A 23,128-nucleotide genomic window follows, 5' to 3' on the forward strand; every position below is an offset into this window, starting at 1 on the left:
TCGTGGTAGAGAAATCATTTGTTGTGAAAGCTGGGGGTAAAGCGGCTTGGTCCGCTTAAGGGGTGGCTTCTGGTTGATGTTTTTGTTGGTTAATGTCTGCTATGTACGTACAGCGGTCGTTGGTTCATTGAGTTTTTAATGGCATCAATGAGCGAAGAGCGGTCAGGCGTAACGTCGCATTCGGCGGCTTGTCCGCTGCAATGCTTTGTTAGGCTTTATATTATTAATAAGTCTTCGGATTTTGGAGTTCCTTTTGCTTCAATTACCAAGTCAAAAAAAACACCATGTTTTCGAATACCTAAAGCAGGTGACCCTAGATCATTACAGTAAATACTGCCATCCTTATCCTTTTTTGACTGCAAATACAAATCACCTTTTTGGAAAAAATAATAGCTTGGCGGTAGCTCAGTGCTCTGCCCACTTTCCAAATCTATGATTTTCACAGGAGACTGATTTTGTGAAAAATATCCAACGGGAATGTTCATTATAAAATGATCGGCGCCATTCATTTTTAACGCATATCTTGGGGATGAAACAAATTTAAAGCAGTGATTTAGTAGTGAACTGTTATTTTCGTCTCTGACATAGCTTGGCTGATAGAAAATTATGCAATCAACCCCTCCACTTTGCTCATTAACAAGCTTGTTAATCTCTTCAGAGATATAGTCAAAATCCGCATTTACATGCGTTCTAATAAAAATTACACGAGAGTTGCCTTCATCCTGAGGAGTGTATTTAGAAATATTTACAACAGCATCACGAATCTTTTTCAAATATCTTTTTAGCTCCGACTCTGGTGGTGGGCAGAAAACCTGAACAATATCGGATATATACTTTGAAGAAAGGCTGTATTCACTCGGCGGAAGATCAAAGATATGAATTTTAATTTCCGCGCCAATTTGTAGCGAATTCTGATGGCTGTTTAAATTTAAAGATTTAATTTTACCAATCAATGCTTTGAAATCTTCATCAAGTAACACCCTTGTTGACACAACCCTAATGCCACGTCTTGCATGGCTAACCCTTAACTTTTCTATCCACTTTATCCTGAGGTTGCTGCACCTCTTCTGAAACTTAATATATTGTTCCGATGAGTCTATATTTTTTACTGACACAAACTGCCTTGTATTATTTGGCAAAGTAACAGAGAAATCATACCCAGAATTGCTTTTCTCCGCCGGAGTTATTTCAGACTCATGCAGACTTGACATGCCGGAATACAAAATTTCTGTAAAGAAACCTTGAGATGATGTTGGAGGCTGTTTTTTAATTCTTCCTATTGTAGATTTCAGCCAGCCTGGGGAGCTTTTTTTGAGTTTTATAAGACAAACTCCTAGTGTATATAGCTCGACAGTAGCCAATCGATCAGCCCTAGACCATAACTTTTGCAGTCTATGGTTTTTTTTAGCGTTTAAATAAGCATCTCCAAACATCTCAGAAACTGCTTGAAGTGCAAGCGTGGCATCCTTACCCTTCCCAAGATTTGACAAATCCCTACCAGAAAGCATTCTATGTTTTCCTTGTTATTTGGATATTATGATTTTCACAGTTGCCTAACGCCCGCCACACAAGCGAGCAACCTGTTGCGAGTCGAGCGCCGAAGGCGCGTTGTGCTGGCGATTGTTAGGCATTTAAACCCTTATCTCCATCCGGTAATCATTATGAGATGGATAAACCTTTCTTATTTCAACATCTTTGTCACGATATAAGTATTTTTTTAAGATTTTCTTTGTGACCTGACTCCTAAAACCAATAATTACTTCCTTTAGTTTCAGGTTTTCTGAAAAATCTTCAAATACTAGATCGTTACCCTTATTTCTTTGTGGAAATTTTATAAGTAACCTATGTTCTTCTTCATATTCCCAGTGCTTGTATTTTTTTGAAAGCATATATTTGAGAAATTCTTCTTTTTCCAACGCCAGTGATTCTTTGAAGTCTTTAGCCGATGCTCTCTCGGCGATATATTCAATTTTTAATAATTTCTCAGCTGGAATGTCAAACCCTAAACACAGGCCTTTATGGGAATCTGAGTAATGTGACCACTGAACGGGACTGGTACAGTTTTTACTGAAACAAATTATACCATAATCCCAATTCGCTCTTTTTCTTCTTCCTTTAAGAATATCCCTTGTGCCACAATTTTCAGTTTCAAGATGAAAGTACTCAAAGGGGTCATTGAAATGGCTAAGTCTACCAACTTTTAACTTAGCATTAGCAATTGCTTCTAATCCATATTGCTCATTTAAAAAATGATATACACGCATTCTCTATGCCTAACGAATGATATGGACTCCCCCTTTCCTGGGGTTATGCCACGCTTAACTGGCAACCATTGAGGAGAACTGTCCATGTCTGATGTCAACTATTTCTATGGCATTGATTTACACAAACTGAGTTTCAGTATCCACGGAGAAGACAGCCATGGCAAGGTCTTGAATACATAACCTCCATGTCTTATATGACGCACCATCCCTGGTGCGCCAGTCCCATTTACAACAAGCATCCTGCCTGTTGCCCTCCGGGCCAGCTAAAGCTGTTCAATCTGGTTCCAGACCAGATTGTCTTTACTGCGCGGTAAAGAAACGAGACGCAAAGACCAAATTTTCAGGAAAAATTTGGGACAGCTTTATGCTGGTCCGAAGGAAAAGCTACAGGGATGTGGTTTTCAAAGCGCGCCCGCTGGATTCCCAACAACGACCGGGAATTTTAAGCGGGGGTCAAAGCGGCTTGGGCCGCTTAAGGGATGGCAACTGATTGATGTTTTTGTCGGTTAATGTCTGCTTTGTGCCAATAGCGGTTATTGACTGCAATAAGAGTCTTGTCACCGCCCAATTCTCTGAAACTGTTTCAACAATTGTGCCCCTTTGATCCGTATTCACCGCAGAGAACGCAAGTTTCCTATAAGATCAGCAGCTTACATACTCTTTTTGACCTGTGTCGCTTCTAATGTGGATCTGACCCTTTTCTTCTAAACAGGTGACTGACAGCCATATACAGCGAAGGCACTTCACTTAGCAAATGTTGGTTGGACAATAACCTGTCAGCCCACTTGATGCGGTGCTTCTCAAATGCTTTGGAGCAAATTCCGCGCCCCATACTGGTGACGGTGGCCACGTTGCCAGCCAAAAGGCTTTGAGTACAGGCAATCAGGGCCTTTTGTCGGGCCTTGTGCATATTGAAGCTGACAAGCGAGAGAATTTTGGTCAACATGGCGTGGGCATTCATGGCGTTTCCTGACGGGTTTTGTTTTGGCGAACGATCTGATCACCAAACGTCATGAATGTTCCCTATCTCAATGAATTTTATGGACTATTTGTGGGGATTCCTCAGGATCTGACCCTTTTTATCTTAAGTGCACGAAGGACAATAGCGATTGTCCACTCTTCGTGTATTTCTAATCTTTGACTTCTAACGATTGTTTATACATATACGGTTGCGACCACTATTTTTGGCTTCATATAAAGCAATATCAGCTCTTCTAATTTCTTCTTCCAGCTTTGCATCTTCATCATCAAATGTAACAGTCGCTCCAATACTAACAGTGATAGATAATTTGGTAGAATCTCCAAGCTCTATTGCCTTATGTGCTACTTTTTCTCTCAGTCTTTCACAAATTTCGAAAGCCTTATCTTGTTCAGAAATCAATATACAAAAAGCAAATTCTTCACCACCAAATCGTCCGTAAACATCCTCCCGGCGAAAAAAAGATGGAAATATTTGTGCTACTTCCTTTAATACTAAATCACCAACATCATGTCCATATGCATCATTAACCTTCTTAAAAAAATCTATATCCAGAAGGCCAGTTAACACATACAGCTTCTCTCGCTTCCCTCGACTAAACTGCTTAATTGCTTGCTCTGTAAAACTTCTTCGGTTAGGAATTTTTGTCAATAGATCAAAATAGGCATGATGATAGAGTTTTTTATTGGTATCGTGTAGCTCTTGTGTTTTTTTGTGAATAATTCCTTCAAGATTTTCCTTAATCTCTTTCAGCGCTTTATTTTTAGATTCTAGCTGTTCTGCATAGTACTTTTCACTGGTTACATCCCGTTCTAACGCGGCAAAATGAGTGACTTCACCATACTTATTTTTCAAAGGAAATATATTTATATTTAACCAGTATGGATGACCTGTTTTTGAATAATTTAGAATCGTCGTATTTATGGCTTCCTTGTTGGCTAACGCCTTTTTAATCCTTGCAAGTTCTTCTATATCCGTATCCTTTCCTTGCAATATTCTCGGAGTTTCGCCTACCACTTCCGCTTTGCTATATCCTGTGAGCAGCTCGAACGCTTTGTTCACATAAACGATGCGTGGCCCAAGAGGTTTATCAATATTGTCCGCTTCCGTTACAATAATGACATCTTGGGCATTATCAACAATTTCACTAAAAGAAAATAAATTCTTCTGATCCGATATGTCGTTAAATGTCACGATGATAAAGCTATCATCAATTTCTTTTGCAAACTCAGGGTAAGCATTGACCATGAACCAAGTTGGCGTTAACTTAATGCTGTCAATGACACCTAATATTTCGTTACTGAGCGGTGCTTTAAATCTTTTGACTAGTGAAACGGGAAAATTATCATATGGTAATGGGTGGCTGGCTTCATCAATAAAGCGCCACTGGGGATCCATTGCAGTTTTACCAATAATTTGATCATGAGATAAACGCAAAAGCCTCAGCGCAGTTGGATTAGCATAGACGACGGATGTGTCCCAACGATGAATTACCACACCAATGTTGGCATTTTCAAGTAAAGTGTGAAGAGTAACACCATTAAAGTCATTCATTGTACTTCTCTCATAAAGCCAAAATCACTTCATCAATGAAGACTTTCAACAATTTTCCTGATAGCTAACTTAAGACTAGCACAAGAAAAATTTAATTCGATTTTTGTCAAATTCTTAGCTAAGTATAAAATTAAGTGTCCGCTATTCGCTCAACCCAGCCATTCACAAAGTGGCATTAATTGTGAAATCCTCGCACTTGCAATAGTCAAAAGTTGGTTTGTCGTTGGTGGACCAATTGCTAGTTGAATAAACCTATGACGCCCTTAAGCGGCCCAAGCCGCTTTGGCCCCGCTTAAAAATTCCCGGTCGGTTCAGGGCGCTGCTAAAAGGTGGGCAATTTGCCTGGAGCAAATTGAGTGGAAGACGCGTCTGGAACGTCGTTTTCACGACCGCCTTTTAGTAGTGCCCTGGACTGACGTTGTTGGGAATCCAGCGGGCGCGTTTTCTTTGCGTCTCGTTTCTTTGCCGCGCAGCAAAGAAATGGGACTGGCGCTCCATGGATGGAGTGTCATATCCAGCAGGGAAAGCCAAGTCAGAAACTCGCTCAACCCAGCCATTCACAAAGTGGCATTAATTCCGAATTCCTCGCACCAACATTAGTCAAAAGTTGGTTGGCCGTTTATAGACCAATTGCCAGTAAAACAAGCTGATGCTCCCCCTAAGCGGCCCAAGCCGCTTTGACCCCCGCTTAAAAATTCCCGGCCGTTATTGGAATACCTCTCACAGTGACGCGGAGGCGCAGTGAAACACGCTGAGGTCTTTACTGCTTTCAATTGCTCTGAGTTCTTTGCGACTCAGCGAGAAAAGCTTCCTCGTGTTGAAACATATTTAATTCTCATTGTTGGGGCGGTCAGGCACCAAATTGAACAGCTTTAGTGGCCCCAGCTCTGAACCGCCAAGAATAAGCTCCGCACCATTCCCAACACCCACAGCGCCACCATGACATACCTTTTGGATTTAACGCCAACAGGCGGTGATTACAGCCTTTTTATAAATAAAGCAGAAAGCTGATACTGCGTTATCCAGTTCGTTGTCGCCAATATAGAAAAATCTCACTCTGCGGGTATAACCTTCACATCTTGGCGACATTTTAGTCACATTGGCTTTGCTAGCTTCCCCTTTGTTCCATCAAATAGATAGGCTCAACATTTGGAAGGTAGCAATATGAACAGGCAATTAACGCAAATATCCTGGTTGACTCTGTGGGCGCTGCTGATTGGCTTACCACTTTTTAGCCAGGCCGCCGAAGCACCCGGTGCGCTGACTGTTATCGTTAAAGATCAGAATACTGAGCGCCCCCTTGCGGATGTGCAGATTACCGTCAGGGAGCGGGAAACCTCGTCCACACAAACCTTTGCAACCGACGCACAGGGGCGCATCGTTATTGAACAGCTTGACCCCGGCTTGTACTCGGTAAGCCTGGCCAAAAACGGTTTCGCCTCATTGTATGAGCCAAGCATACGGGTGGTGACGCGGAAAAATATCAAGCTGGCATTCGAACTTAGAGAGCAAGCCATTGAAGTAGTAGAGGTTAGAGCGCAGCAAGCCGAGACCTTTGCCGCAGGCTCCAGCACCTATCTGGACCGCGAGGCGCTGCGCAGCGCGGTGGGCGGTGGCGCCGATCCACTGCTGTCTTTGGACGGCTTACCAGGCCTAGCATCGGCCAGTGAATTTGCCAGCTTTAGCGTACGTGGCCGCGGCCCCAGAGATAATTTGATATTCGTTGATGATTTTCCCTTTGATAAAGCGGTGCACTTTGATGCCACCTTAGGGGAAGAGGAAGATGTTGGCGGTGGTGGCCGTTTCTCGATTTTCGCCCCGAATGTGATCAGTAGCGCTGAGTTCTCCCCCGGTGGCTGGGGAGCGGCCTATGGTGGGCGGGCGGCATCGCTGCTGAAACTGCAGGTTGCCGATGGCAACCCGAGCCCATCGGCTAGTTTCCGATATGACCTGGCTGGGTTTGAGGTGGGTTACGATGGCCCGGTTGGTGATGACGCAACGATGCTGTTTTCTGCCCGGCGCCTGGACTTTGGCCAGTTGTTTGAAACCATTGAAGAGCTGGATATTGGCGAGCCGGTGTTAAGAGATATCATCCTAAAGTCAGTGATACCGATTAACCAGCACCACAGCGTTGAAATTCTGCTGATGGATACGCAGGAAGACTATCGCCGCGACGTTACGCATGTGTTTGCCTCACCCAACTTTGAAGATGCCGCGCTGCTGGACTTCAAACAAGACAGTGATTTATATGGCCTGACATTGCGCTCATTAGTGGGTGAAAAAGCGGTCTGGACCAATAAGCTGTATTACCGCAAAAGCGACAAGCTAAGCTCAGAAGGTGAAGCTTTTCCTGATCTGGTGCCAGAAGGCTCACCGGCCGCCAGTTTCCCGGTCAGGGAAGATATTATTAGCATCGCTGAAGATGAAACCGAGCTTGGCTGGCGCAGTGATTTTGAGACAACCAATCACTGGGGGCTGTTCAGTGCCGGGGTACGGCTGACGCAAATTGAACTGGACTACAGCACGGTGCTGGATGGCGATTGGATCCGCTTTGTGTACGACGATGATGACTTCAGAGCTGACCCACAGCAGCGCTATATTGTGCTGAAGCCTGAGCACATCAACTCGGCAATTAAACACAAAGAAACCAGCTATGCCGGCTATGTCGAGCAGGTTTTTCAATTCGGTGATTGGGATGTTGGCACCGGCTTACGCCTTGAGCGCGATGGTTTTGCCGATGAAAGCCTGGTTGCTCCCAGGCTCAGCTTTAACTGGCAGCCGGGTAAAAAAGTCAGGTATTTTGCCAGCGCCGGGCTGTTTCATCAGTCGCCAAGGTACTTAGAACTGGCCGCTAACGAGTCAAACACACTTAAGAATGAAACAATCACCCATACCAGCATAGGTTTAAAATACTTCCCCGACAGCAACTGGTCGGTGTTAACCGAGGCCTATTATCAACGTCTCGACGACCTGGTGGTCGACCTTGACCGGGCCAGCGGCACCTTTGCCAACCTGGGCGATGGCAGCTCCTATGGGGTCGATATTGTGGTTAACGGTACGCTGTTCGAAGGCCTGTACGCCAGCGCCACCTATTCTTACAACGATGCAGTAGTTGACCGTAAGGACGGGCGCGGTGAGGTGGCGGCGGAATTTAACCGCAAGCATGTCGCCACCCTGGGCCTGACCTGGGAAATCAGCGACCGCTGGAAAGTTGCAGCGCGCTACAAATACCTTTCTGGTCGCCCAGATGATAACTTTGTTATTCATGCGGATGTATTGGGGCCCGGGCAAATGCTGCGTTACTCAAAAGAGATCACTGAGCGTAATGTTGGTCGCAAAGACGGCGCTGGCTTGTTAAACGTTCGGGTTGACTATCGGCGCGCCTTTGGGCCGGTTGATGTCACAGCCTTTCTTGATGTGATTAACGTCACGGCCGCCTCGTCAAGCGATGATACCGAGTTTGACTATCGCCGCGGTGTGCTGGTGCAGGACGATAGCGAAGCAGAGCCATTGATTGGTCTGCGACTGGATTATGCCTGGTAACAGGCCTGGTAAAGGCCCAGGCAAGAGGAACAAACTATGCTAAACGCGTTTGGTATGGCGCCGGTCAGAGTGCTGATTGTCGAAGACAACCGCGACATATGCGAGAACATTGCCAGCTATCTTGAGAAGCATAGCTATGTGATGGATTTTGCCTATGACGGCATCAGCGCCATGTACCTGGCGTTAACCAATACGTTCGATGTGATTGTGCTGGATCTGATGCTGCCGGGCATGGATGGCCTGAGTTTCTGCCACAAGCTGCGTGCCGATGCCAAACTCGAAACACCGGTGCTGATGCTCACGGCACGAGACACCCTCGACGATAAACTAAAGGGCTTTGCGGCAGGCGCCGATGATTATCTGGTTAAACCTTTTGCCTTACAGGAGCTACATGCGCGCCTGCAGGCCCTGTACAAACGCAGCCATGGTAAAACCGACTGGCTGTTAACGGTGGCAGATCTGGCGCTCAACAAGTCCACGCTGCAGGTGTCTCGTGCAGGAAGACGGATTGATCTTAACCCTACAGGCATGAAATTACTGCAGCGCCTGATGGAGCAGGCACCGTCTGTGGTGGCACGTGATGAGCTTGAAACCTTGTTGTGGGCAGACGAACGCCCCGACGGCGATGCGCTGCGCTCGCATATGTACAAGCTGCGCCAAGCCATTGACCGGCCATTTGAGCGCCCGCTTATTCATACCGTGCATCGTATTGGTTATCGCATTGCAGAGGACGAATAAAGGCTGTGTATCTTTCAAATGCGCACTCTGCTGGCCGTCATTTTATTGCCCGGCAAGGCAACAGGAGTGAAGTTTAGTGGGCCTGAATAAACCACAGCCTCTCAAAATGTATCGCCACAGTTTACGCAAGCGTGTCGCCATTGCCTTTGCTATCTGCGTTGCGGTACTCAGTTTGGCCTGGGGATTCGCATTCTTCGCCGCCATCCGGTTGAGTGAAGATCGGGTGCTAACCCAGCAGTTGCAGGTTGCCGCCAACAGCTATCCCGTTATACCAGCGAATCTGCGCGGCTACGATACGGTTACCAGCCTGCCGGCATCGCTGCAGGCATGGGCGCAATCAAATCCGGCGGAAGGGTTATACGAATTCGAAGCCGAAGAGTTGCATGTGGCGGTCATCGCCGGCGACAATCAACAACGGGCCTTTGTGGTGTTCGACGTTTCCGGGATTGAGGCGGCATCGTCAGAGGACTGGTGGTTGCTGCTGGTGATCAGCGCTGTTGTGGGTACCCTTGGTGTGCTGGGTTTCGGGCTGGGTGTGCTGGTCATGCGCCAGGCTGTTGCCCCGGTGGCGCAACTGGCCACCGAAGTGGCAGAAATCGACGTACAACACCTGTCGGCTGAAGACTACAAACGCATAGAATCCAGCCGCTTTGGCGATGATGAAGTTGGCGTACTGGCAGCAACCATTGAGAGAACGCTTGAGCGTATCAGCGCTTTTGTAACCAGGGAGCGCTACTTTACCAGTTCCGCCAGCCACGAGCTGCGCACGCCTATCACTGTTATTACCGGCGCACTTGAGCTGCTGGAGCACAGCGAATTATCAGCCAGCGACAGAAAAGCGCTGGATAGGGTGCGCCGAGCCACCCTTGATATGAAAACCACCATTGACATGTTTTTATGCCTGGCCCGCGAAACTGACGACGGCTTATATCACCAGCAGTTTTTCGTCACGCCGCTGGTGAGCCACGCCATAGACCAGCAGCGCCATCTGCTAAGTCGCAAGCAGATCGATGTTGACGTCGATCATCTGGCTAACCCCAGCATCAGCGGCCATCCTCAGGCTTTTGCTATTGCAGTGAATAATCTGGTGCGCAATGCATTTGAGCATACCCTCACCGACCAGGGGCCCATTACGATTCGCATTAAAGAGCATGAGCTGTTAATCACCAACCAACTAAGCGGTGAGGCTGATGAGCAACATATGCCGACCGAGGCGTCACCGCAGGGCTATGGTCTGGGGCTGGGTATTGTACAACGCTTGTGTGAGCGAAATGGCTGGTCGTTTTCACTGCACGCCGATGAAAAACGCGTGGTCGCCCGCCTTTCCTGGTAACTACGCATCAGTTCAAAAAATACCAAAAACCACAGAGGCACGGAGAAACACAGAGTGGTTGAAGGTGGGTTACAGGCGGGCTTTTCTTTGCGGCCTTAGCGTCTTTGCGAGAAGCGTTAATTAATTCACCGCCGAGGTATGAAAAATACCTAGCTTTCAATAGCATAAAGTGAAGGTCTCCTGCTTTTCTCCGTGACCTCTGTGTCTCTGTGGTGAAAATAAATCTGCTCAAAAGCATAAAAAAACACAGAGGCACGGAGAACACAGAGTGGTTGGGGGTTATGGCCACTCTGCGCGCTGTTCTTTGCGGCCTTAGCGTCTTTGCGAGAAGCCTTTGTTATTCACCGCCGAGGCGCAGAGAACACTGAGTTTTCAGGGGCATAGATTGAAAGATCTCCTGTTTTTCTCTGGGCCCTCCGCGGCTCTGCGGTGAAAATAAATCTGCTCAAAAGCATAAAAAACCACAGAGGCACAGAGAAACACAGAGTGGTTGAAGGTGGGTTACCAGCGGGCTTTCCTTTGCGCCCTTAGCGTCTTTGCGAGAAGCCTTTGTTATTCACCGCCGAGACGCAGAGAACGCTGAGTTTTCAAGGGCATAGATTAAAAGACCTCCTGCTTTTCTCTGGGCCCTTTGCGGCTCTGCGGTGAAAATAAATTTGCTCAAAAGCATAAAAAACCACAGAGGTGCAAAGTTTCAGGTCAATAAGATCAGGACGCCTGGCGTCTGGCCGGACGACCAGCCTGGGTACTGACAATGCTCAGGCGCCCCTGCCCCAAGCCTTTAATATGCACTAAGCCGTCCATACGCAAGTGCTGAGGTTTGGCATAAATTTGTTCCATTTTGCTGAACGTTTTGGGCACAAAGCTCAGGTTTTTCAGCGTCAGGCTTTTACGGGTTTGCTTATCCAGCAGCGTCATGGCCACGCTGGACATAATTTCCTGGCACTGGTCCATCATGGCTTTATTAACGGTTTTATCCGCCAGCATGCCACTGATCTCCGCCAGCAATGACGGGCATTTTGCCGTTGCCAGGGTATAAGTACCGTGTAAATCAAGAATGCCCACCGCTCTTATTTTGCGGGTATCCGGGTCTTCAAATAAGGCCAGTAACAAAGGTAATAATTCTGGTGAGTAGGCTAAAGGTTCAACTGGGGTAAAGGTAAGCTCGGCACTGAACATTCCCTGCAAGACGGTTTGCAATTGTCTGGCATTTGGTAAGGCGACACCATGATCAACACCGGTTTGATGATTGAGCATGCTTTCCGATTCTTCAGCCCCTTGTACCAGCGGCAACAATGCTTTGTGCAGGGCGGCATCTTCAAACGGCTTATTCAGAATAAATTTGGCGCCTTCGGCCATGGCCTGACCAACCAGTTGCTGGTTATTCTCTGTGGTGACAAACCCCACCTTGATGGGCAGGCGACGGCGATTGATTTCCTGCAGCAGCTCAAGGCCAGACATCATAGGCATATGCCAGTCAGATAACAAAATATCAGGCTGCCATTTACCGATCATTTCAAAGGCTTCTTTAGCACCACTGGCCAGTTCAATCTGCAACGTACGATAACCGAATTTCTCCAGGCCCCGACGTACTATTGCCCGCATTGCCGCGCTGTCATCAACGATTAGGATCTTCAAAACAACATACACAAAATTAACTACTGGGCGACATTATATGCACTTTTTTTACCTTCCCATAAGCAAAAATAACGCTAATATCCATATTCTATCGTTTATCCCTATATTAAAAATGTAAACACATGTGGTCATTTGAAAACTTGTTTCGTTCCGATGTCTGGAAAATTCTCGCTATTGATTTGGGATTACTGACCATTGGCGGCTGGTTTGTGATTATCTGGATGATTATTCGCGAATGCCGGTTGTTGTTTGGTCAAACTCAGCGCCAGGATAATCAGGCGGTCAGTCAGGCCCTGGCTTTCTGTCAGACCGCCGTGGATAACGCTCTGGAGCGCTTTAACCGACAGGCAGAATTGCTCAGCGAAGTACTGAAGGTACATGAGTCTCTGGAAAAACAAACGCGGGATATCCGCTTGGATAGCCAGGGTGACAGCCAAGCAAGCAATCCCGAGCAAGACCAGAAACTGGAAGAGTTGACGACCAATTTAAAAAAATCTCATGCCTTAATTCGCAAATTACGTACAGATCTGGATCAAAGCCAGAGTCGCCTCAAACAAACCAAACAAAAACTCTTTGAACAATTTAGCAAGCTGGATGAAGTGACCAGAGAGAATGCTCAGATACGCGCTAAAGTTGAAGAGTTACAACAAGATATGTCTGAAAGCATTACATACGAGGAGTTTGAGCAGGCCAATGAGCAATTCGCCATGGAACGCGAGCGCCTGCAAGAAATGGCCAACAAATATCGCGATGAGGTGGCCAGACTGAATCAACGCCTGATTCAGTCTGCACCAAATCAAACTGAACTGAGCAGGCTTAAGCAGCAATCGAAGGAAGCACAGGACAAGCTATCGCAAAAAGAGCAGGAGCTATACCATATCAAGCGCGAGAAGGAATTCCTGGAAGGTAAATATCTCGAGCTGTTAAACCAGATTGAAGACCCTCCTGCTTGAGAATTGCCTGATGGCGTAGCAGCCTACTCCATCAGGGTAAAAATACTCTCAACCGGCACATCAAAGAAACGGGCCATTTTTAAGGCAATGACCACCGAGGGAGTAAAGCGCCCGGTTTCCACTGTGCTGATGGTCTTGCGCGATACGCCAATGGCATCAGCCAGTTCCTGCTGCGACACCTTACGCTGGGTACGCAGCTTGTGAATATGGTTGTCCAGTTGCTCATTCATTGTCTTTGGCCAATCCATATATTACCGGCAAGGCATAACCTATTAACATCGATGCAGCAGCTAACTGAGCCCAAAGCTCCATGCTGATTAACGCCGTGGTTTCATCAGCCAAGATCAAATCAGCAAACAAACTGAAGGTAATCAAACCAATAAAGCCCACACCATAACCAAACTTGTAGCCCCTGGCATTCAGGTACTCTGCATACTCATCTTCAAAGCGCCCAGTCCAGAAAGCTCGCTTGGCCACCCCACGACTAAATTTACTAACGTTTAACAGCAAATATAACATGTAGAAAAACAGTAACAGTACTGGCAGGTAAAGTAGTGCCCACCTACCACTTAACTCCCATCCCCCCAACTCATGCGTGCTGTCTATGACAAAGAACAAGCCTAAGACCAGACACAGAATGGCATTTTTCTTAAGTAGTAGATTTTCCTGTTCGGCTTTCGACAAAGTATTGACGCTCATCATAATGCTCTTCCTATGCAAATTTTGATACCCCTGGGTAACCATTGATACCCAAGACAACCAAATGATACCCAAAGGTTACACAAAGGCAAGTTTTATTTTCAGGCAGCAATAGCTTGACTAAGCCGGTCAGTATTTATACAAAACCTTGTGGAACTGCAAAAAATACAAGGATCACTATGAAACCCCGTCACTATTGGTCTGCCCTTTGCCTGAGTGCGGCAATGCTGGTCGGCTGTCAGAGCGCCAAAACACCAACGCCCCAACCCAGTGCCGTACAAGTACAACCCGTGCAAATCCCCCAATACAGCGCACAAAGTTTTTTTGATACGGTGACGCTGTATGGCTCTTCCATTAACCACAGCAACAGCCAGGTGCTGGTCAGCAGTGATGCCAGTGGGGTATTTAATGTCTACAGTTACCCGCTGGATGGCAGTGCGCCTACTCAGTTAACCCATTCCAACACCAATGCCATCAGCGCTGTCAGTTGGTTCCCCGCGGATAACCGCGCACTCTATACCTCAGATCAGGGCGGTAACGAGCTGCATCATCTCTATGTGCTGGAAGAAGACGGCAGTAGCCGGGATATCACCCCAGGGGAAAAGCTCAAAGCGCAGTTTATGGGCTGGCATCAGGACGATATTCATTTTTATGTGGCCACCAATGAACGGGATGCCAAGGCTTTTGATCTGTACCGTTACGACAGCGAAGACTACGGTCGCACTATGGTGTTTGAAAACATTCAGGGCTGGGAGCTGGGCGACATCAGTAACAATGGAAACTGGCTGGCGTTGATGAAAGTGCATAGTAATGCCGATGACGATATTTATGTGGCTAACCTGCAACAGCCTGCCGCACCACCTCTGCATATCACCCCCCACCAGGGTAGAGTGAGTCACACCGTGTTTAGCTTTACCCCAGACAGCGATGAGTTAATTTACGGTAGCAACGCCCAGGGGGAATTTACCCAGGCCTGGTCCTATAACCTGTTGTCCGGCCACCGCCAGTTGCACTATGCCGATAACTGGGATGTATCCTTTGTGTACTTCTCAAAAAACGGTCGTTATCAGGTTGTCGGGGTTAACGCCGATGCCCAGACCAAGCTGTCTATTCTGGACACCCATAGTGGCAAGCAATTACTGTTACCAACCCTGCCCGCAGGCGATCTACGCGGTGTTAACTTCAGCCGTGACGAACAGCGCATGGTGTTTTACATCAATTCGGATATTTCCCCATCTAACCTGTTTAGCTGGCAGCTTGGCAGCCCAGCGGCCAAACAGCTGAGTCAGTCGCTAAATCCACACATTGATGCTGCCAATCTGGTCAGCAGCGAGGTGGTGCGTTACCCGAGTTTCGATGGCCTGACTATCCCCGCCATTCAATTTAAACCGCAGCAGGCCAGCGCCAACCATAAAGTACCAGCCATACTCTTTATTCATGGTGGACCGGGCGGACAAACCCGCAAAGGATACAGCGCCTTGATTCAACACTTGGTCAATCATGGCTATGCGGTACTTGGGGTAAACAACCGCGGGTCATCGGGTTATGGTAAAACTTTCTTTCATCTGGATGACAAACGCCATGGCGAGGACGACTTACAGGACATAGTGTATGGCAAAAAGTATCTGCAAAGTCTGGATTGGGTGGATGGCGAACGCATCGCGGTGATGGGTGGTAGCTATGGCGGCTACCTGACCATGGCCGCCATGGCCTTTACCGATGAGTTTAAGCTGGGCATCAACATTTTCGGTGTAACGAACTGGGTACGTACATTGGAAAGCATTCCGCCCTGGTGGGAAAGTTTTCGCCAGGCTTTGTATGATGAACTGGGCGATCCGGCCACCGATAAGGAACGATTAACCCGTATTTCTCCGCTGTTCCATGCAGATAAGATTAAACGCCCGGTGTTGGTGGTGCAGGGCGCAAATGATCCCAGAGTATTGCAGGTAGAAAGCGACGAAATGGTGGAAGCCATACGCGCTAATAATGTGCCGGTGGAATATGTGTTGTTCGCTGACGAAGGCCATGGCTTTCGCAGCAAGGCCAACCGCATCACAGCACAACAAGCCTATTTGCAGTTTTTGCAAACCCATCTATGACAAGCAGTGTGCATGGCCCGCAATGGCGGGCCTTGTGTTTATGTTATGCTGCGACGCATATTATCCAGCCATAAGGACGCACCATGGTCAGCCGTATGACATTCTGGGCCAACCGACTGTCTGAACGTTTGTGGGTGCGCCCACTGTTAATGTGTCTGCTGTCGGTGATTGCTGCCTTTACCGCCCAGTGGCTGGGTAGCGGCGGCCTGGCGGTTTACCTGCCCGCCATCAGTCGTGACAGCCTGGAAACCTTGTTGTCGATCATGTCATCCAGCATGCTGGTGATTGCAACCTTCTGTGTCGGCTCTATGGTGGCGGCTTATGCCAGTGCCGGCACCAGTGCCACCCCGCGTTCCTTTGCGTTAGTGATTGCCGATGATGTGTCGCAAAATGCCCTGGCCACCTTTATCGGCGCCTTTATCTTCAGCGTTGTGGCCATAGTGGCGGTAAAAAACAACTTTTATCAACAAGGCGGCCACTTTGTGTTGTTTTGCATGACGCTGTTGGTATTAGCTGCGGTGATTGTCACTTTTGTACGCTGGGTTGACCGTATCGCCAGACTGGGCCGGGTTAATTCCACCATAGAAAAAATAGAGGCGGCCACCGCCAAAGCGTTGGCTCACCGCAAACAAGCGCCGCTGTTAGGCGGCATTGCCATAGGGGAATTATCCGGCCCGCTCGTAGACATTCATGCCAGCAGCCCTGGCTATATTCAGCGTATTGAAATGGCCAGCTTACAAAAGCAGGCTGAGCTGCAACAGGCCATCGTCAGATTACAGGTGGTACCGGGCAGTTTTGTTTTCCCAGGCCAGGTGCTTTTACAAGTGAGCGGTGTCAACTCATTAGATGAAAGCTGTGTCAGTGCCTTACAGAATGCCTTTGTACTGGGCAGGAGCCGGACCTTTATTGAGGACCCCAGGTTTGGTCTGGTGGTGTTGTCGCAGGTGGCATGCAAGGCCCTGTCCCCGGCTGTTAACGACCCAGGCACCGCCATTGACGTACTATCCAGTTTCGCCCGTTTGTTCAGCCAATGGAGCGAACCACTGCCGATGGAAGCACTTGCACCCTGTAAATTTGATAAAATTCAGGTCCCGCAATTGGCCATAATGGAAATGTTCGACGACGCCTTTAATGCCATTGGCCGTGATGGTGCCGGCTGTATCGAAGTGGTGCTTAAACTGCAGAAAACCCTGGCATCGCTGGCTGACTGCCCTGTGCCCGGAATGCGTGAAGCAGCCCATCATCATGCCAGTAAGGCGCTGGCCCGCTCTGATGCATGCTTGACACTGCAAGAGGACAAACAGCAGGCTAAAGCGGCGGCGGCCTTTCTGTCAGACAAGTAATTGGACATAAGACCAATAACAGTTACCCGCCACTTGTTCCATTGCAGGGAATAGCATAATGTAAACACCTGTTTGAACTGCGGAGACAACTATGTCTGTGGAAATGGCGAACCTGGTAACCGGTCTGAGAAGTTTTTATCGCAGTGGCGCAACCAAGCCGCTGAACTGGCGTCGCCATCAGTTACAGCAATTACTGAGTATGACCCAGACCCACCAGCAGGACATCGTGCAGGCGCTGAAATTGGATCTGGGCAAAGCTGAACAGGAAAGCTGGCTGGCCGAAATCGGCTTTCTGGAAGACGACATCAACCACAGTCTCAAACATCTGCAAAAATGGACTAAACCACGCAAACTGTCCACCCCCATGGTGGCGCAACCCGGTAGCAGTTGGCTGCAACCCGAGCCCCTTGGCGTGGTGTTGATTATCGGTGCCTGGAACTACCCTTTTCAGTTACTGCTGGCGCCTTTGGTGGCCGCTATTACTGCAGGCAACTGCGCCGTGGTGAAACCTTCAGAACTGGCTGTGCACACCAGCGCCCTGATTGCCTCGCTGCTGCCCCGCTATCTGGACCGACAGGCTTATGCGGTGGTGGAAGGCGGGGTGCAGGAAACCACTGATGTTCTGACACAACAGTTTGACCATATCCTGTATACGGGCGGGGAAACCGTCGGCAAAATTATTATGAAAGCCGCCGCTGAGCACCTGACCCCGGTAACCCTGGAACTGGGCGGTAAAAGCCCCTGTATCGTCGCCAGTGACTGCGATTTAGATGTAACTGCGGCACGTATTGTCTGGAGTAAATGGATGAATGCCGGGCAAACCTGTGTGGCCCCGGATTATGTGTTGGTGGAACACGCCTTTGCTGACAAATTAATCCAGGCCATTCAGAACAAAATCACCGCCTTCTACGGTCACAACCCGGCAGACAGTGACGACTACGGACGCATTATCAACCCACGTCACCTGGCGAGACTGCAATCTTATCTGCAGGATCAGGACGTGATATTCGGCGGTCAGGTCGACGAGCAGCAGCGCTATATGGCGCCTACCCTGGTGCGCAACCCGGCCATTGACAGCCCACTGATGCGGGAAGAAATTTTTGGCCCCATCCTGCCAATTGTCAGCCTGGATAACATTGCCCAGGCCAGCGACTTTATAAACCAGCGCGCCAAGCCTCTGGCCCTGTACTTGTATAGCCGTTCAGAGTCATTGCAGCAGCAGATACTAACAAGTACCAGTGCCGGTAGCGTATGCATCAACGACGGCATGATGTTTATGGCCAATCCAGACCTGCCCTTTGGTGGCGTAGGTAATAGCGGTATGGGCCGTTATCATGGCCGCTGGGGCTTTGACACCTTCAGCCATTTAAAGGCCGTAATGAAACGCAGCACCTGGTTTGATGTGAACTGGCGCTACCCGCCATTCAGTGCCGGAAAAATGAAACTGCTGAAAATGATAAAGTGAGTGACTGGGGGTGAACGCCCCCAAATGACGTAATGCCGCTGGCCCACAAAACCCCAATTTAATTCAAGGGCATTTATCAACCTATGTAAATGCCCTGCTTCGTTGTGTTCCTTAAAGTGTGCTTATCCACATAAGTGGCAAGTCACCTAAAACATAAACATAGGAAGTACAATGAAGACGTTAATAGTATGGTTGATGGTCGCCCTGAGCATGGTCGCATCAGTTCAGGCTGAGACTGGCACTGAACAAAGAAACAAAATACTGATAGTGCTCACCAGCCATTCTGAGCTGGGAGATACAGGTAGGAAAACCGGCTTCTGGCTGCCTGAACTCACCCATCCTTATTATGAATTTAAACAAGCCGGATTCCAGATAGATATCGCCAGTCCATTGGGCGGCATGGCACCACTGGATGACAAAGCCTTTACTGAAGCGGACGACTATCACCAGCGTTTCCTGGAAGATGCTGAACTGATGGCCAAAGTGATCCGCACCCTACCTTTAGCCACAATTAACCCCAGCGACTACGATGCGGTGCTATATAGCGGTGGCTCCGGCCCCATGTGGGACTTTCCGGACAATAAGCACATCAGCCGTATTTCTGCGAGCATTTATGAACAAGGTGGCATTGTATCAGCGGTATGCCATGGTACTGCGGCACTGGTGGATATCACCTTATCCAATGGCGAATATTTAGTGGCAAACAAACCCGTTGCGGCTTTTACCAAACAAGAAGAGGCGGATATCGGGCAATTGGATATTATTCCTTTCCTGCTGGAAGAAAAATTGCAGGAGCGCGGTGCAACACACATTTCTGGCGCGCCCTGGCAGGAAAATGTCGTCGTTGAGGGTCGCCTGATCACTGGGCAAAACCCGGCCTCAGCGAAAAAGTTGGCTGTGGAAGTGATCAAAGCAATTCAACAAACCAAAGCCATATAAGTAACAATACCCTCAACCACCCTGTGACCTCTGTTCCTCTGTGGTTATTAGTATTTTTAAAATGATACGTTTTTACCGCAGAGCCGCGGAGGGCCCAGAGAAAAGCAGGAGGTCTTTCAATCTATGCCCCTGAAAACTCAGCGTTCTCTGCGTCTCGGCGGTGAATAACAAAGGCTTCTCACAAAGACGCTAAGGCCGCAGAACCATCATTCCCTTAGATAACTCTGTGTTCTCTGTGCCTCTGTGTTTTTTTGTATTTTGAATTAATACGTTTTCACCACAGCGCAACGCTTCTAGTCGCCAGTGAGTATCGGCCAGCGGGCCAGCAGTTGGCCGCCGCGTATGGCCAGTAAATCGCCAAATTGCAACAACACCGCTTCACTTTGTAATGGCCGCAGATAGACCCAGTCATCCACTTCCAAGGATACTTGCCTGGAGCCGCTTAAACCTTGCTGATTGGAGCTGTCGTACAGGCCATTAAAAGTCAGTCCCGGCGGTGACCAGGGCGTGGCCAGCCATTTGCCGCCATAGATAAAAAAACTGACCTGCTGATTAGGATCCCACCAGGCTGCCACATCTCCCAGCCATTCCTGGGTTGGCACGCCCAAATTGGGCTGCTTTTTTAACACCCGGGTGGCGATGATGGTGGCCGGACTAAACTCATTGAGTATAGGTAAATCAAAATCCGCCGGTTTAAGCAGGCAGGAGCCCACCGACAGATCGTTGACCCATTCCACCTGGCCATAACGCAGAAAGGTTGGGCTGCCAGCGCCATTAAAGCACAACCGCTGTTCAAGCCAGTGCGGGTACGCCTGGCGGATTTGCTCCACATATCCCTGATATTTTTCCTGCACCCGGGTAAATTCACGCTCACCTAAAAAGCCGGGAAGTTTGCTGACATGGGCGTCATACCCCATTAAGCCGGCAAATTGCAGATGCTCTGGATTGGCCGCCACCAAATCCAGGGCCTGGCGGAATTGACCGGGGTGATTAAAGCCGCCGCGGTGCAAACCCACATCTATCTCAAAATTCACCCGCAACCTCTGCCCTTGGGTTTTGGCCAGTTGCAGGTACTGCTCCAGACGGGGCAGACTATCGATGAGCCATTGCAACTGCTGCTGTGGCACAAAATCCTGTTGAGTCTGGTCAAAAGACTGGTAAAAAGCCCTGGCTGAGGCCACCGGCATAGGTTTTCCAAACAGAATGTCGGCGTCAGGCCGGCGCTTGACCAGAGCCTGTAAAAAAGGCAGGTGAAACACCATATAGGCATGGGTATGGGTGCGTTCGGCAATGTAATCCAGCAGGGCCGGGCTAGGCAGTGATTTCACCACGATGCGGTAAGTTTTATCCGGCTGTTTCTGAAAAAAGCGGTTCAGTGCTGCCAGGTTGCTATCTAACCTATCCAGATCCACCAGCAACGACGGATGACTAATGGCGGCGCGATTCAAAACATCCGATATACCATTAAAATAATCATCCGTGGCGGCGGCACTGTCCCCGGGTTTGGCCAGCCAGGCTCCACCCAATACTGCAGCACCGACACCGGCTTTTAAAAAGGTTCTTCTGCTTGTCATCAGCTAATGACTCCCAATACCTGTTGCAGATGCGTATTCAGTAGTTTTCCGCTTGGATCCAGACTTTCCCTGATGGCCAGAAAGTCTTGCCAGTGTTTAGGGTATAGGGCCGCCAATTGTGGCGCTTGCAGTGTGTGGATCTTCCCCCAGTGCGGCCGCCCGTCGTAGCGATGGAAAATGGGTTCAATCTCGGCAAAGAAGGGGCGGTAGTCCAGGTCGCCAAACTGGTGAATAGACAATACCGCACTATCCCGCCCCTGATACATGGACAACATAATATCGTCGCCTTTGACGTGGCGATATTCGATGGGAAAGCAGGCTGGCAGTCTGCGTTTTTGAATGGTCGCCAAAACCTCGCGCAGGCATGCAGGCCCGGCTTCCACAGGTATAGAGTATTCCATTTCACAAAAACGCGTGGTTCTGGCATGCGCCAGTACGCGGTAAGATGCCCCGCTGCGGATCACCGGCGGGTTGCCACCGAAGGCCTTTTCCAGCAACCAGGCATAAATCGATTCCCCAACCCCGGGCAGCCAGGAAACAGATTCAAACACCTGCCGAAGCTGGTTCAATGCACCTGGATCGTCTTCGCCCTGATTAACATCACCGGCGCTTGCCTCATTCGTGGTAACAGAGATACCCAATGGCGAATAGGGCAAGGCGAAAAGCTCAAAATTGCGGTTTTGCGCCATTCGCTGGTCCAGCTCGGCCAGCATCTGTTCCAGCGGCTCAACCTGGCTGACTTCGGTCAACTGATAGGCGGGTTGGCATTGCAGGTTAACGCGCGTCACTATACCCAAGGCGCCCAGATGTGTGCATGCCGCCTTAAAGATATCCGCATGACGGTCTGCACTGACATCCAGCAGTCGCCCATCCAGGGTCGCCAGGGTCAGTCCCGCCACTTGTGTGGACAAAGAACCAAAGTTTTTACCTGTGCCATGGGTGGACGTCGCAATGGCACCGGCCAGCGATGGATAATCCATATCCGGCAGATTCACCGTGGCCAGTCCGACACTTTCCAGTAACGGCCCGAGATTGTGTAATCGGGTGCCGCCCCACACCTGCGCCTGCTGTTTTTCGGCATCATGGCTAATCAGGCCGGACAGATAGTCGGTAGTCAGTAAGGTATCGTCGGTGGGCACCAATGCGCTGAAGGCGTGGCTGGAGCCAACGGCCCTGACCGTGCCTTTGGCGTTAACTAGCCCTTCCAGCAACTGCGCTTCGTTGCGCGGCGCCAGGCGCTGAGCCGGATAACAGCTATGATTTTTACCCCAATTGATCCAGGGCAAAGGCTTACCCGGCACAAAAGGCGCTTGCAGTTGCGGCGCAGCAGGGTTGCGTGAACAACCGGTCAGCGGCAAGGCCGCCCCGGCTGCCAGGCCTTTTAGCATAGTGCGTCGGCTAATTTGTGCCTGAGATTTATTGTGCATCACTGTTCTCCCCGGCATCACCCAGCATAAAGTCGATAAGGGCTTGCATATCCTCTTTTGTGCAGGAACTGCAATAGCCCATCGGCGGCATGCCACCGATACCTTCAATACTGTTTATCAGGAGCTGTTCGCGGCCCTTTTGCATACGCGCCTGCCAGGCCTTTGTATCGCCTAGCAATGGTGCACCGGTATGCGGCATGGCATGGCATTGCAGGCAGTTAGTACCCAACAGTTGCATCTGTTCGGGTGTAACCTGAGCCTGTGCGGCGAAGGCGGTCAAGCTGGCAATCATCAGCATGATGCGTCTGGCGGGCAGGAGCATAAGTGCCTCAGCAAAAAACATTTATTGGACGAACGTCCAAATTACATAATTGGCGGATGGCTTGTCAATAAGTTGTTAAATCTGAGTTTTGCTGTCGGAATAAATTCCGACCCACTGTGGGTTGGGCTTAAGCCCAACAATAATGGAATACAAAGACTAGCTGCCTTGTTGGCGGGCCGCTCAGTATCTTGCTCTCTTGCTCTCTTGCTCTCTTGCTCTCTTGCTCTCTTGCTCTCTTGCTCTAAGGAGAATATATGC

The 23,128-nt window shown here is 49.0% G+C and carries 18 protein-coding genes; 8 read left to right on the forward strand and 10 right to left on the reverse strand.

The features are described from left to right. Positions 1–215: 215 nt before the first annotated feature. The 4 genes from CSR04_RS11645 to CSR04_RS11660 form a co-directional block, all read right to left on the reverse strand. Positions 216–1,508 (reverse strand): hypothetical protein, encoded by a 1,293-nt coding sequence (locus tag CSR04_RS11645; protein WP_102796467.1) that lies wholly within the window; start codon positions 1,506–1,508, stop codon positions 216–218. 123 nt (positions 1,509–1,631) lie between these two features. Continuing rightward, the gene (locus CSR04_RS11650; RefSeq protein WP_102796468.1) at positions 1,632–2,264 is read right to left on the reverse strand and encodes a DUF2971 domain-containing protein; all 633 of its coding nucleotides are present in this window, start codon (positions 2,262–2,264) and stop codon (positions 1,632–1,634) included. Between the two features lie 679 nt (positions 2,265–2,943). Further along, entirely contained in the window at positions 2,944–3,225 is a 282-nt protein-coding gene (locus CSR04_RS11655) for a hypothetical protein (RefSeq protein WP_102796469.1), read from the reverse strand. A gap of 183 nt (positions 3,226–3,408) precedes the next feature. Next, positions 3,409–4,797, reverse strand: coding sequence for a sensor domain-containing diguanylate cyclase (locus tag CSR04_RS11660; protein WP_102796470.1), 1,389 nt, complete (start codon positions 4,795–4,797; stop codon positions 3,409–3,411). A gap of 1,164 nt (positions 4,798–5,961) precedes the next feature. On the opposite strand from CSR04_RS11660, the gene CSR04_RS11665 reads away from it, so the two are divergent. From CSR04_RS11665 to CSR04_RS11675, 3 genes are all read left to right on the forward strand, one after another. After that, positions 5,962–8,340 (forward strand): TonB-dependent receptor, encoded by a 2,379-nt coding sequence (locus tag CSR04_RS11665; RefSeq protein ID WP_102796471.1) that lies wholly within the window; start codon positions 5,962–5,964, stop codon positions 8,338–8,340. 36 nt (positions 8,341–8,376) lie between these two features. Further along, a complete protein-coding gene (locus CSR04_RS11670) occupies positions 8,377–9,078 on the forward strand; it encodes a response regulator transcription factor (protein WP_102796472.1) in 702 nt (233 codons plus the stop codon). A 76-nt stretch (positions 9,079–9,154) separates the two neighbouring features. Further along, on the forward strand, positions 9,155–10,411 hold the full coding sequence (locus CSR04_RS11675) for a sensor histidine kinase (RefSeq protein ID WP_245921562.1): 1,257 nt from the start codon (positions 9,155–9,157) through the stop codon (positions 10,409–10,411). A gap of 708 nt (positions 10,412–11,119) precedes the next feature. On the opposite strand, the gene CSR04_RS11680 is transcribed toward CSR04_RS11675, so the two are convergent. Next, positions 11,120–12,049: a response regulator gene (locus tag CSR04_RS11680; RefSeq protein WP_146027166.1), complete on the reverse strand. Its 930-nt coding sequence runs from the start codon at positions 12,047–12,049 to the stop codon at positions 11,120–11,122. A gap of 122 nt (positions 12,050–12,171) precedes the next feature. Here CSR04_RS11680 and CSR04_RS11685 point away from each other — a divergent pair, with 122 nt between their 5' ends. After that, positions 12,172–13,002, forward strand: coding sequence for a GumC domain-containing protein (locus tag CSR04_RS11685; RefSeq protein WP_102796474.1), 831 nt, complete (start codon positions 12,172–12,174; stop codon positions 13,000–13,002). Between the two features lie 23 nt (positions 13,003–13,025). Here CSR04_RS11685 and CSR04_RS11690 read toward each other — a convergent pair whose 3' ends face one another. Together CSR04_RS11690 and CSR04_RS11695 are read right to left on the reverse strand one after the other, a co-directional pair. Further along, complete coding sequence (locus tag CSR04_RS11690; RefSeq protein WP_102796475.1) at positions 13,026–13,232, reverse strand: helix-turn-helix transcriptional regulator; 207 nt, start codon at positions 13,230–13,232, stop codon at positions 13,026–13,028. Continuing rightward, on the reverse strand, positions 13,225–13,704 hold the full coding sequence (locus CSR04_RS11695) for a hypothetical protein (protein ID WP_102796476.1): 480 nt from the start codon (positions 13,702–13,704) through the stop codon (positions 13,225–13,227). The genes CSR04_RS11690 and CSR04_RS11695 overlap by 8 nt, the downstream gene beginning before the upstream one ends. Before the next feature lie 176 nt (positions 13,705–13,880). Here CSR04_RS11695 and CSR04_RS11700 point away from each other — a divergent pair, with 176 nt between their 5' ends. The 4 genes from CSR04_RS11700 (at position 13,881) to CSR04_RS11715 (ending at position 19,547) form a co-directional block, all read left to right on the forward strand. Next, positions 13,881–15,800, forward strand: coding sequence for an alpha/beta hydrolase family protein (locus tag CSR04_RS11700; protein ID WP_102796477.1), 1,920 nt, complete (start codon positions 13,881–13,883; stop codon positions 15,798–15,800). 83 nt (positions 15,801–15,883) lie between these two features. Further along, positions 15,884–17,143, forward strand: coding sequence for a DUF2254 domain-containing protein (locus CSR04_RS11705; protein ID WP_102796478.1), 1,260 nt, complete (start codon positions 15,884–15,886; stop codon positions 17,141–17,143). Positions 17,144–17,234: 91 nt separating this feature from the next. Continuing rightward, positions 17,235–18,608, forward strand: coding sequence for an aldehyde dehydrogenase family protein (locus tag CSR04_RS11710; RefSeq protein WP_102796479.1), 1,374 nt, complete (start codon positions 17,235–17,237; stop codon positions 18,606–18,608). Between the two features lie 171 nt (positions 18,609–18,779). Then, entirely contained in the window at positions 18,780–19,547 is a 768-nt protein-coding gene (locus tag CSR04_RS11715) for a type 1 glutamine amidotransferase domain-containing protein (protein ID WP_216362553.1), read from the forward strand. A 293-nt stretch (positions 19,548–19,840) separates the two neighbouring features. Here CSR04_RS11715 and CSR04_RS11720 read toward each other — a convergent pair whose 3' ends face one another. Genes CSR04_RS11720 through CSR04_RS11730 form a run of 3 tightly spaced genes read right to left on the reverse strand, consistent with a single transcriptional unit; the run spans position 19,841 to position 22,870 of the window. After that, on the reverse strand, positions 19,841–21,121 hold the full coding sequence (locus CSR04_RS11720; RefSeq protein ID WP_102796480.1) for an alanine racemase: 1,281 nt from the start codon (positions 21,119–21,121) through the stop codon (positions 19,841–19,843). Beyond that, positions 21,121–22,548, reverse strand: a complete 1,428-nt coding sequence (locus CSR04_RS11725; protein WP_172449336.1) for a D-arabinono-1,4-lactone oxidase — start codon at positions 22,546–22,548, stop codon at positions 21,121–21,123. The genes CSR04_RS11720 and CSR04_RS11725 overlap by 1 nt, the downstream gene beginning before the upstream one ends. Continuing rightward, on the reverse strand, positions 22,538–22,870 hold the full coding sequence (locus tag CSR04_RS11730; protein WP_216362554.1) for a c-type cytochrome: 333 nt from the start codon (positions 22,868–22,870) through the stop codon (positions 22,538–22,540). Before CSR04_RS11730 ends, CSR04_RS11725 begins: the two co-directional genes overlap by 11 nt. Between the last annotated feature and the right edge of the window lie 258 nt (positions 22,871–23,128).

Source organism: Bowmanella denitrificans (assembly GCF_002887595.1).
In the GTDB taxonomy this organism is placed as follows: domain Bacteria; phylum Pseudomonadota; class Gammaproteobacteria; order Enterobacterales; family Alteromonadaceae; genus Bowmanella; species Bowmanella denitrificans.

Coding starts and splice junctions, on each gene's coding strand:
- CSR04_RS11660 (WP_102796470.1), bottom strand. CDS start 4,797: ATGAATGACTTTAATGGTGTTACTCTTCACACTTTACTTGAAAATGCC.
- CSR04_RS11715 (WP_216362553.1), top strand. CDS start 18,780: ATGAAGACGTTAATAGTATGGTTGATGGTCGCCCTGAGCATGGTCGCA.
- CSR04_RS11665 (WP_102796471.1), top strand. CDS start 5,962: ATGAACAGGCAATTAACGCAAATATCCTGGTTGACTCTGTGGGCGCTG.
- CSR04_RS11725 (WP_172449336.1), bottom strand. CDS start 22,548: ATGCACAATAAATCTCAGGCACAAATTAGCCGACGCACTATGCTAAAA.
- CSR04_RS11690 (WP_102796475.1), bottom strand. CDS start 13,232: ATGAATGAGCAACTGGACAACCATATTCACAAGCTGCGTACCCAGCGT.
- CSR04_RS11710 (WP_102796479.1), top strand. CDS start 17,235: ATGTCTGTGGAAATGGCGAACCTGGTAACCGGTCTGAGAAGTTTTTAT.
- CSR04_RS11650 (WP_102796468.1), bottom strand. CDS start 2,264: ATGCGTGTATATCATTTTTTAAATGAGCAATATGGATTAGAAGCAATT.
- CSR04_RS11670 (WP_102796472.1), top strand. CDS start 8,377: ATGCTAAACGCGTTTGGTATGGCGCCGGTCAGAGTGCTGATTGTCGAA.
- CSR04_RS11645 (WP_102796467.1), bottom strand. CDS start 1,508: ATGCTTTCTGGTAGGGATTTGTCAAATCTTGGGAAGGGTAAGGATGCC.
- CSR04_RS11700 (WP_102796477.1), top strand. CDS start 13,881: ATGAAACCCCGTCACTATTGGTCTGCCCTTTGCCTGAGTGCGGCAATG.
- CSR04_RS11705 (WP_102796478.1), top strand. CDS start 15,884: ATGGTCAGCCGTATGACATTCTGGGCCAACCGACTGTCTGAACGTTTG.
- CSR04_RS11720 (WP_102796480.1), bottom strand. CDS start 21,121: ATGACAAGCAGAAGAACCTTTTTAAAAGCCGGTGTCGGTGCTGCAGTA.
- CSR04_RS11730 (WP_216362554.1), bottom strand. CDS start 22,870: ATGCTCCTGCCCGCCAGACGCATCATGCTGATGATTGCCAGCTTGACC.
- CSR04_RS11685 (WP_102796474.1), top strand. CDS start 12,172: ATGTGGTCATTTGAAAACTTGTTTCGTTCCGATGTCTGGAAAATTCTC.
- CSR04_RS11655 (WP_102796469.1), bottom strand. CDS start 3,225: ATGAATGCCCACGCCATGTTGACCAAAATTCTCTCGCTTGTCAGCTTC.
- CSR04_RS11695 (WP_102796476.1), bottom strand. CDS start 13,704: ATGATGAGCGTCAATACTTTGTCGAAAGCCGAACAGGAAAATCTACTA.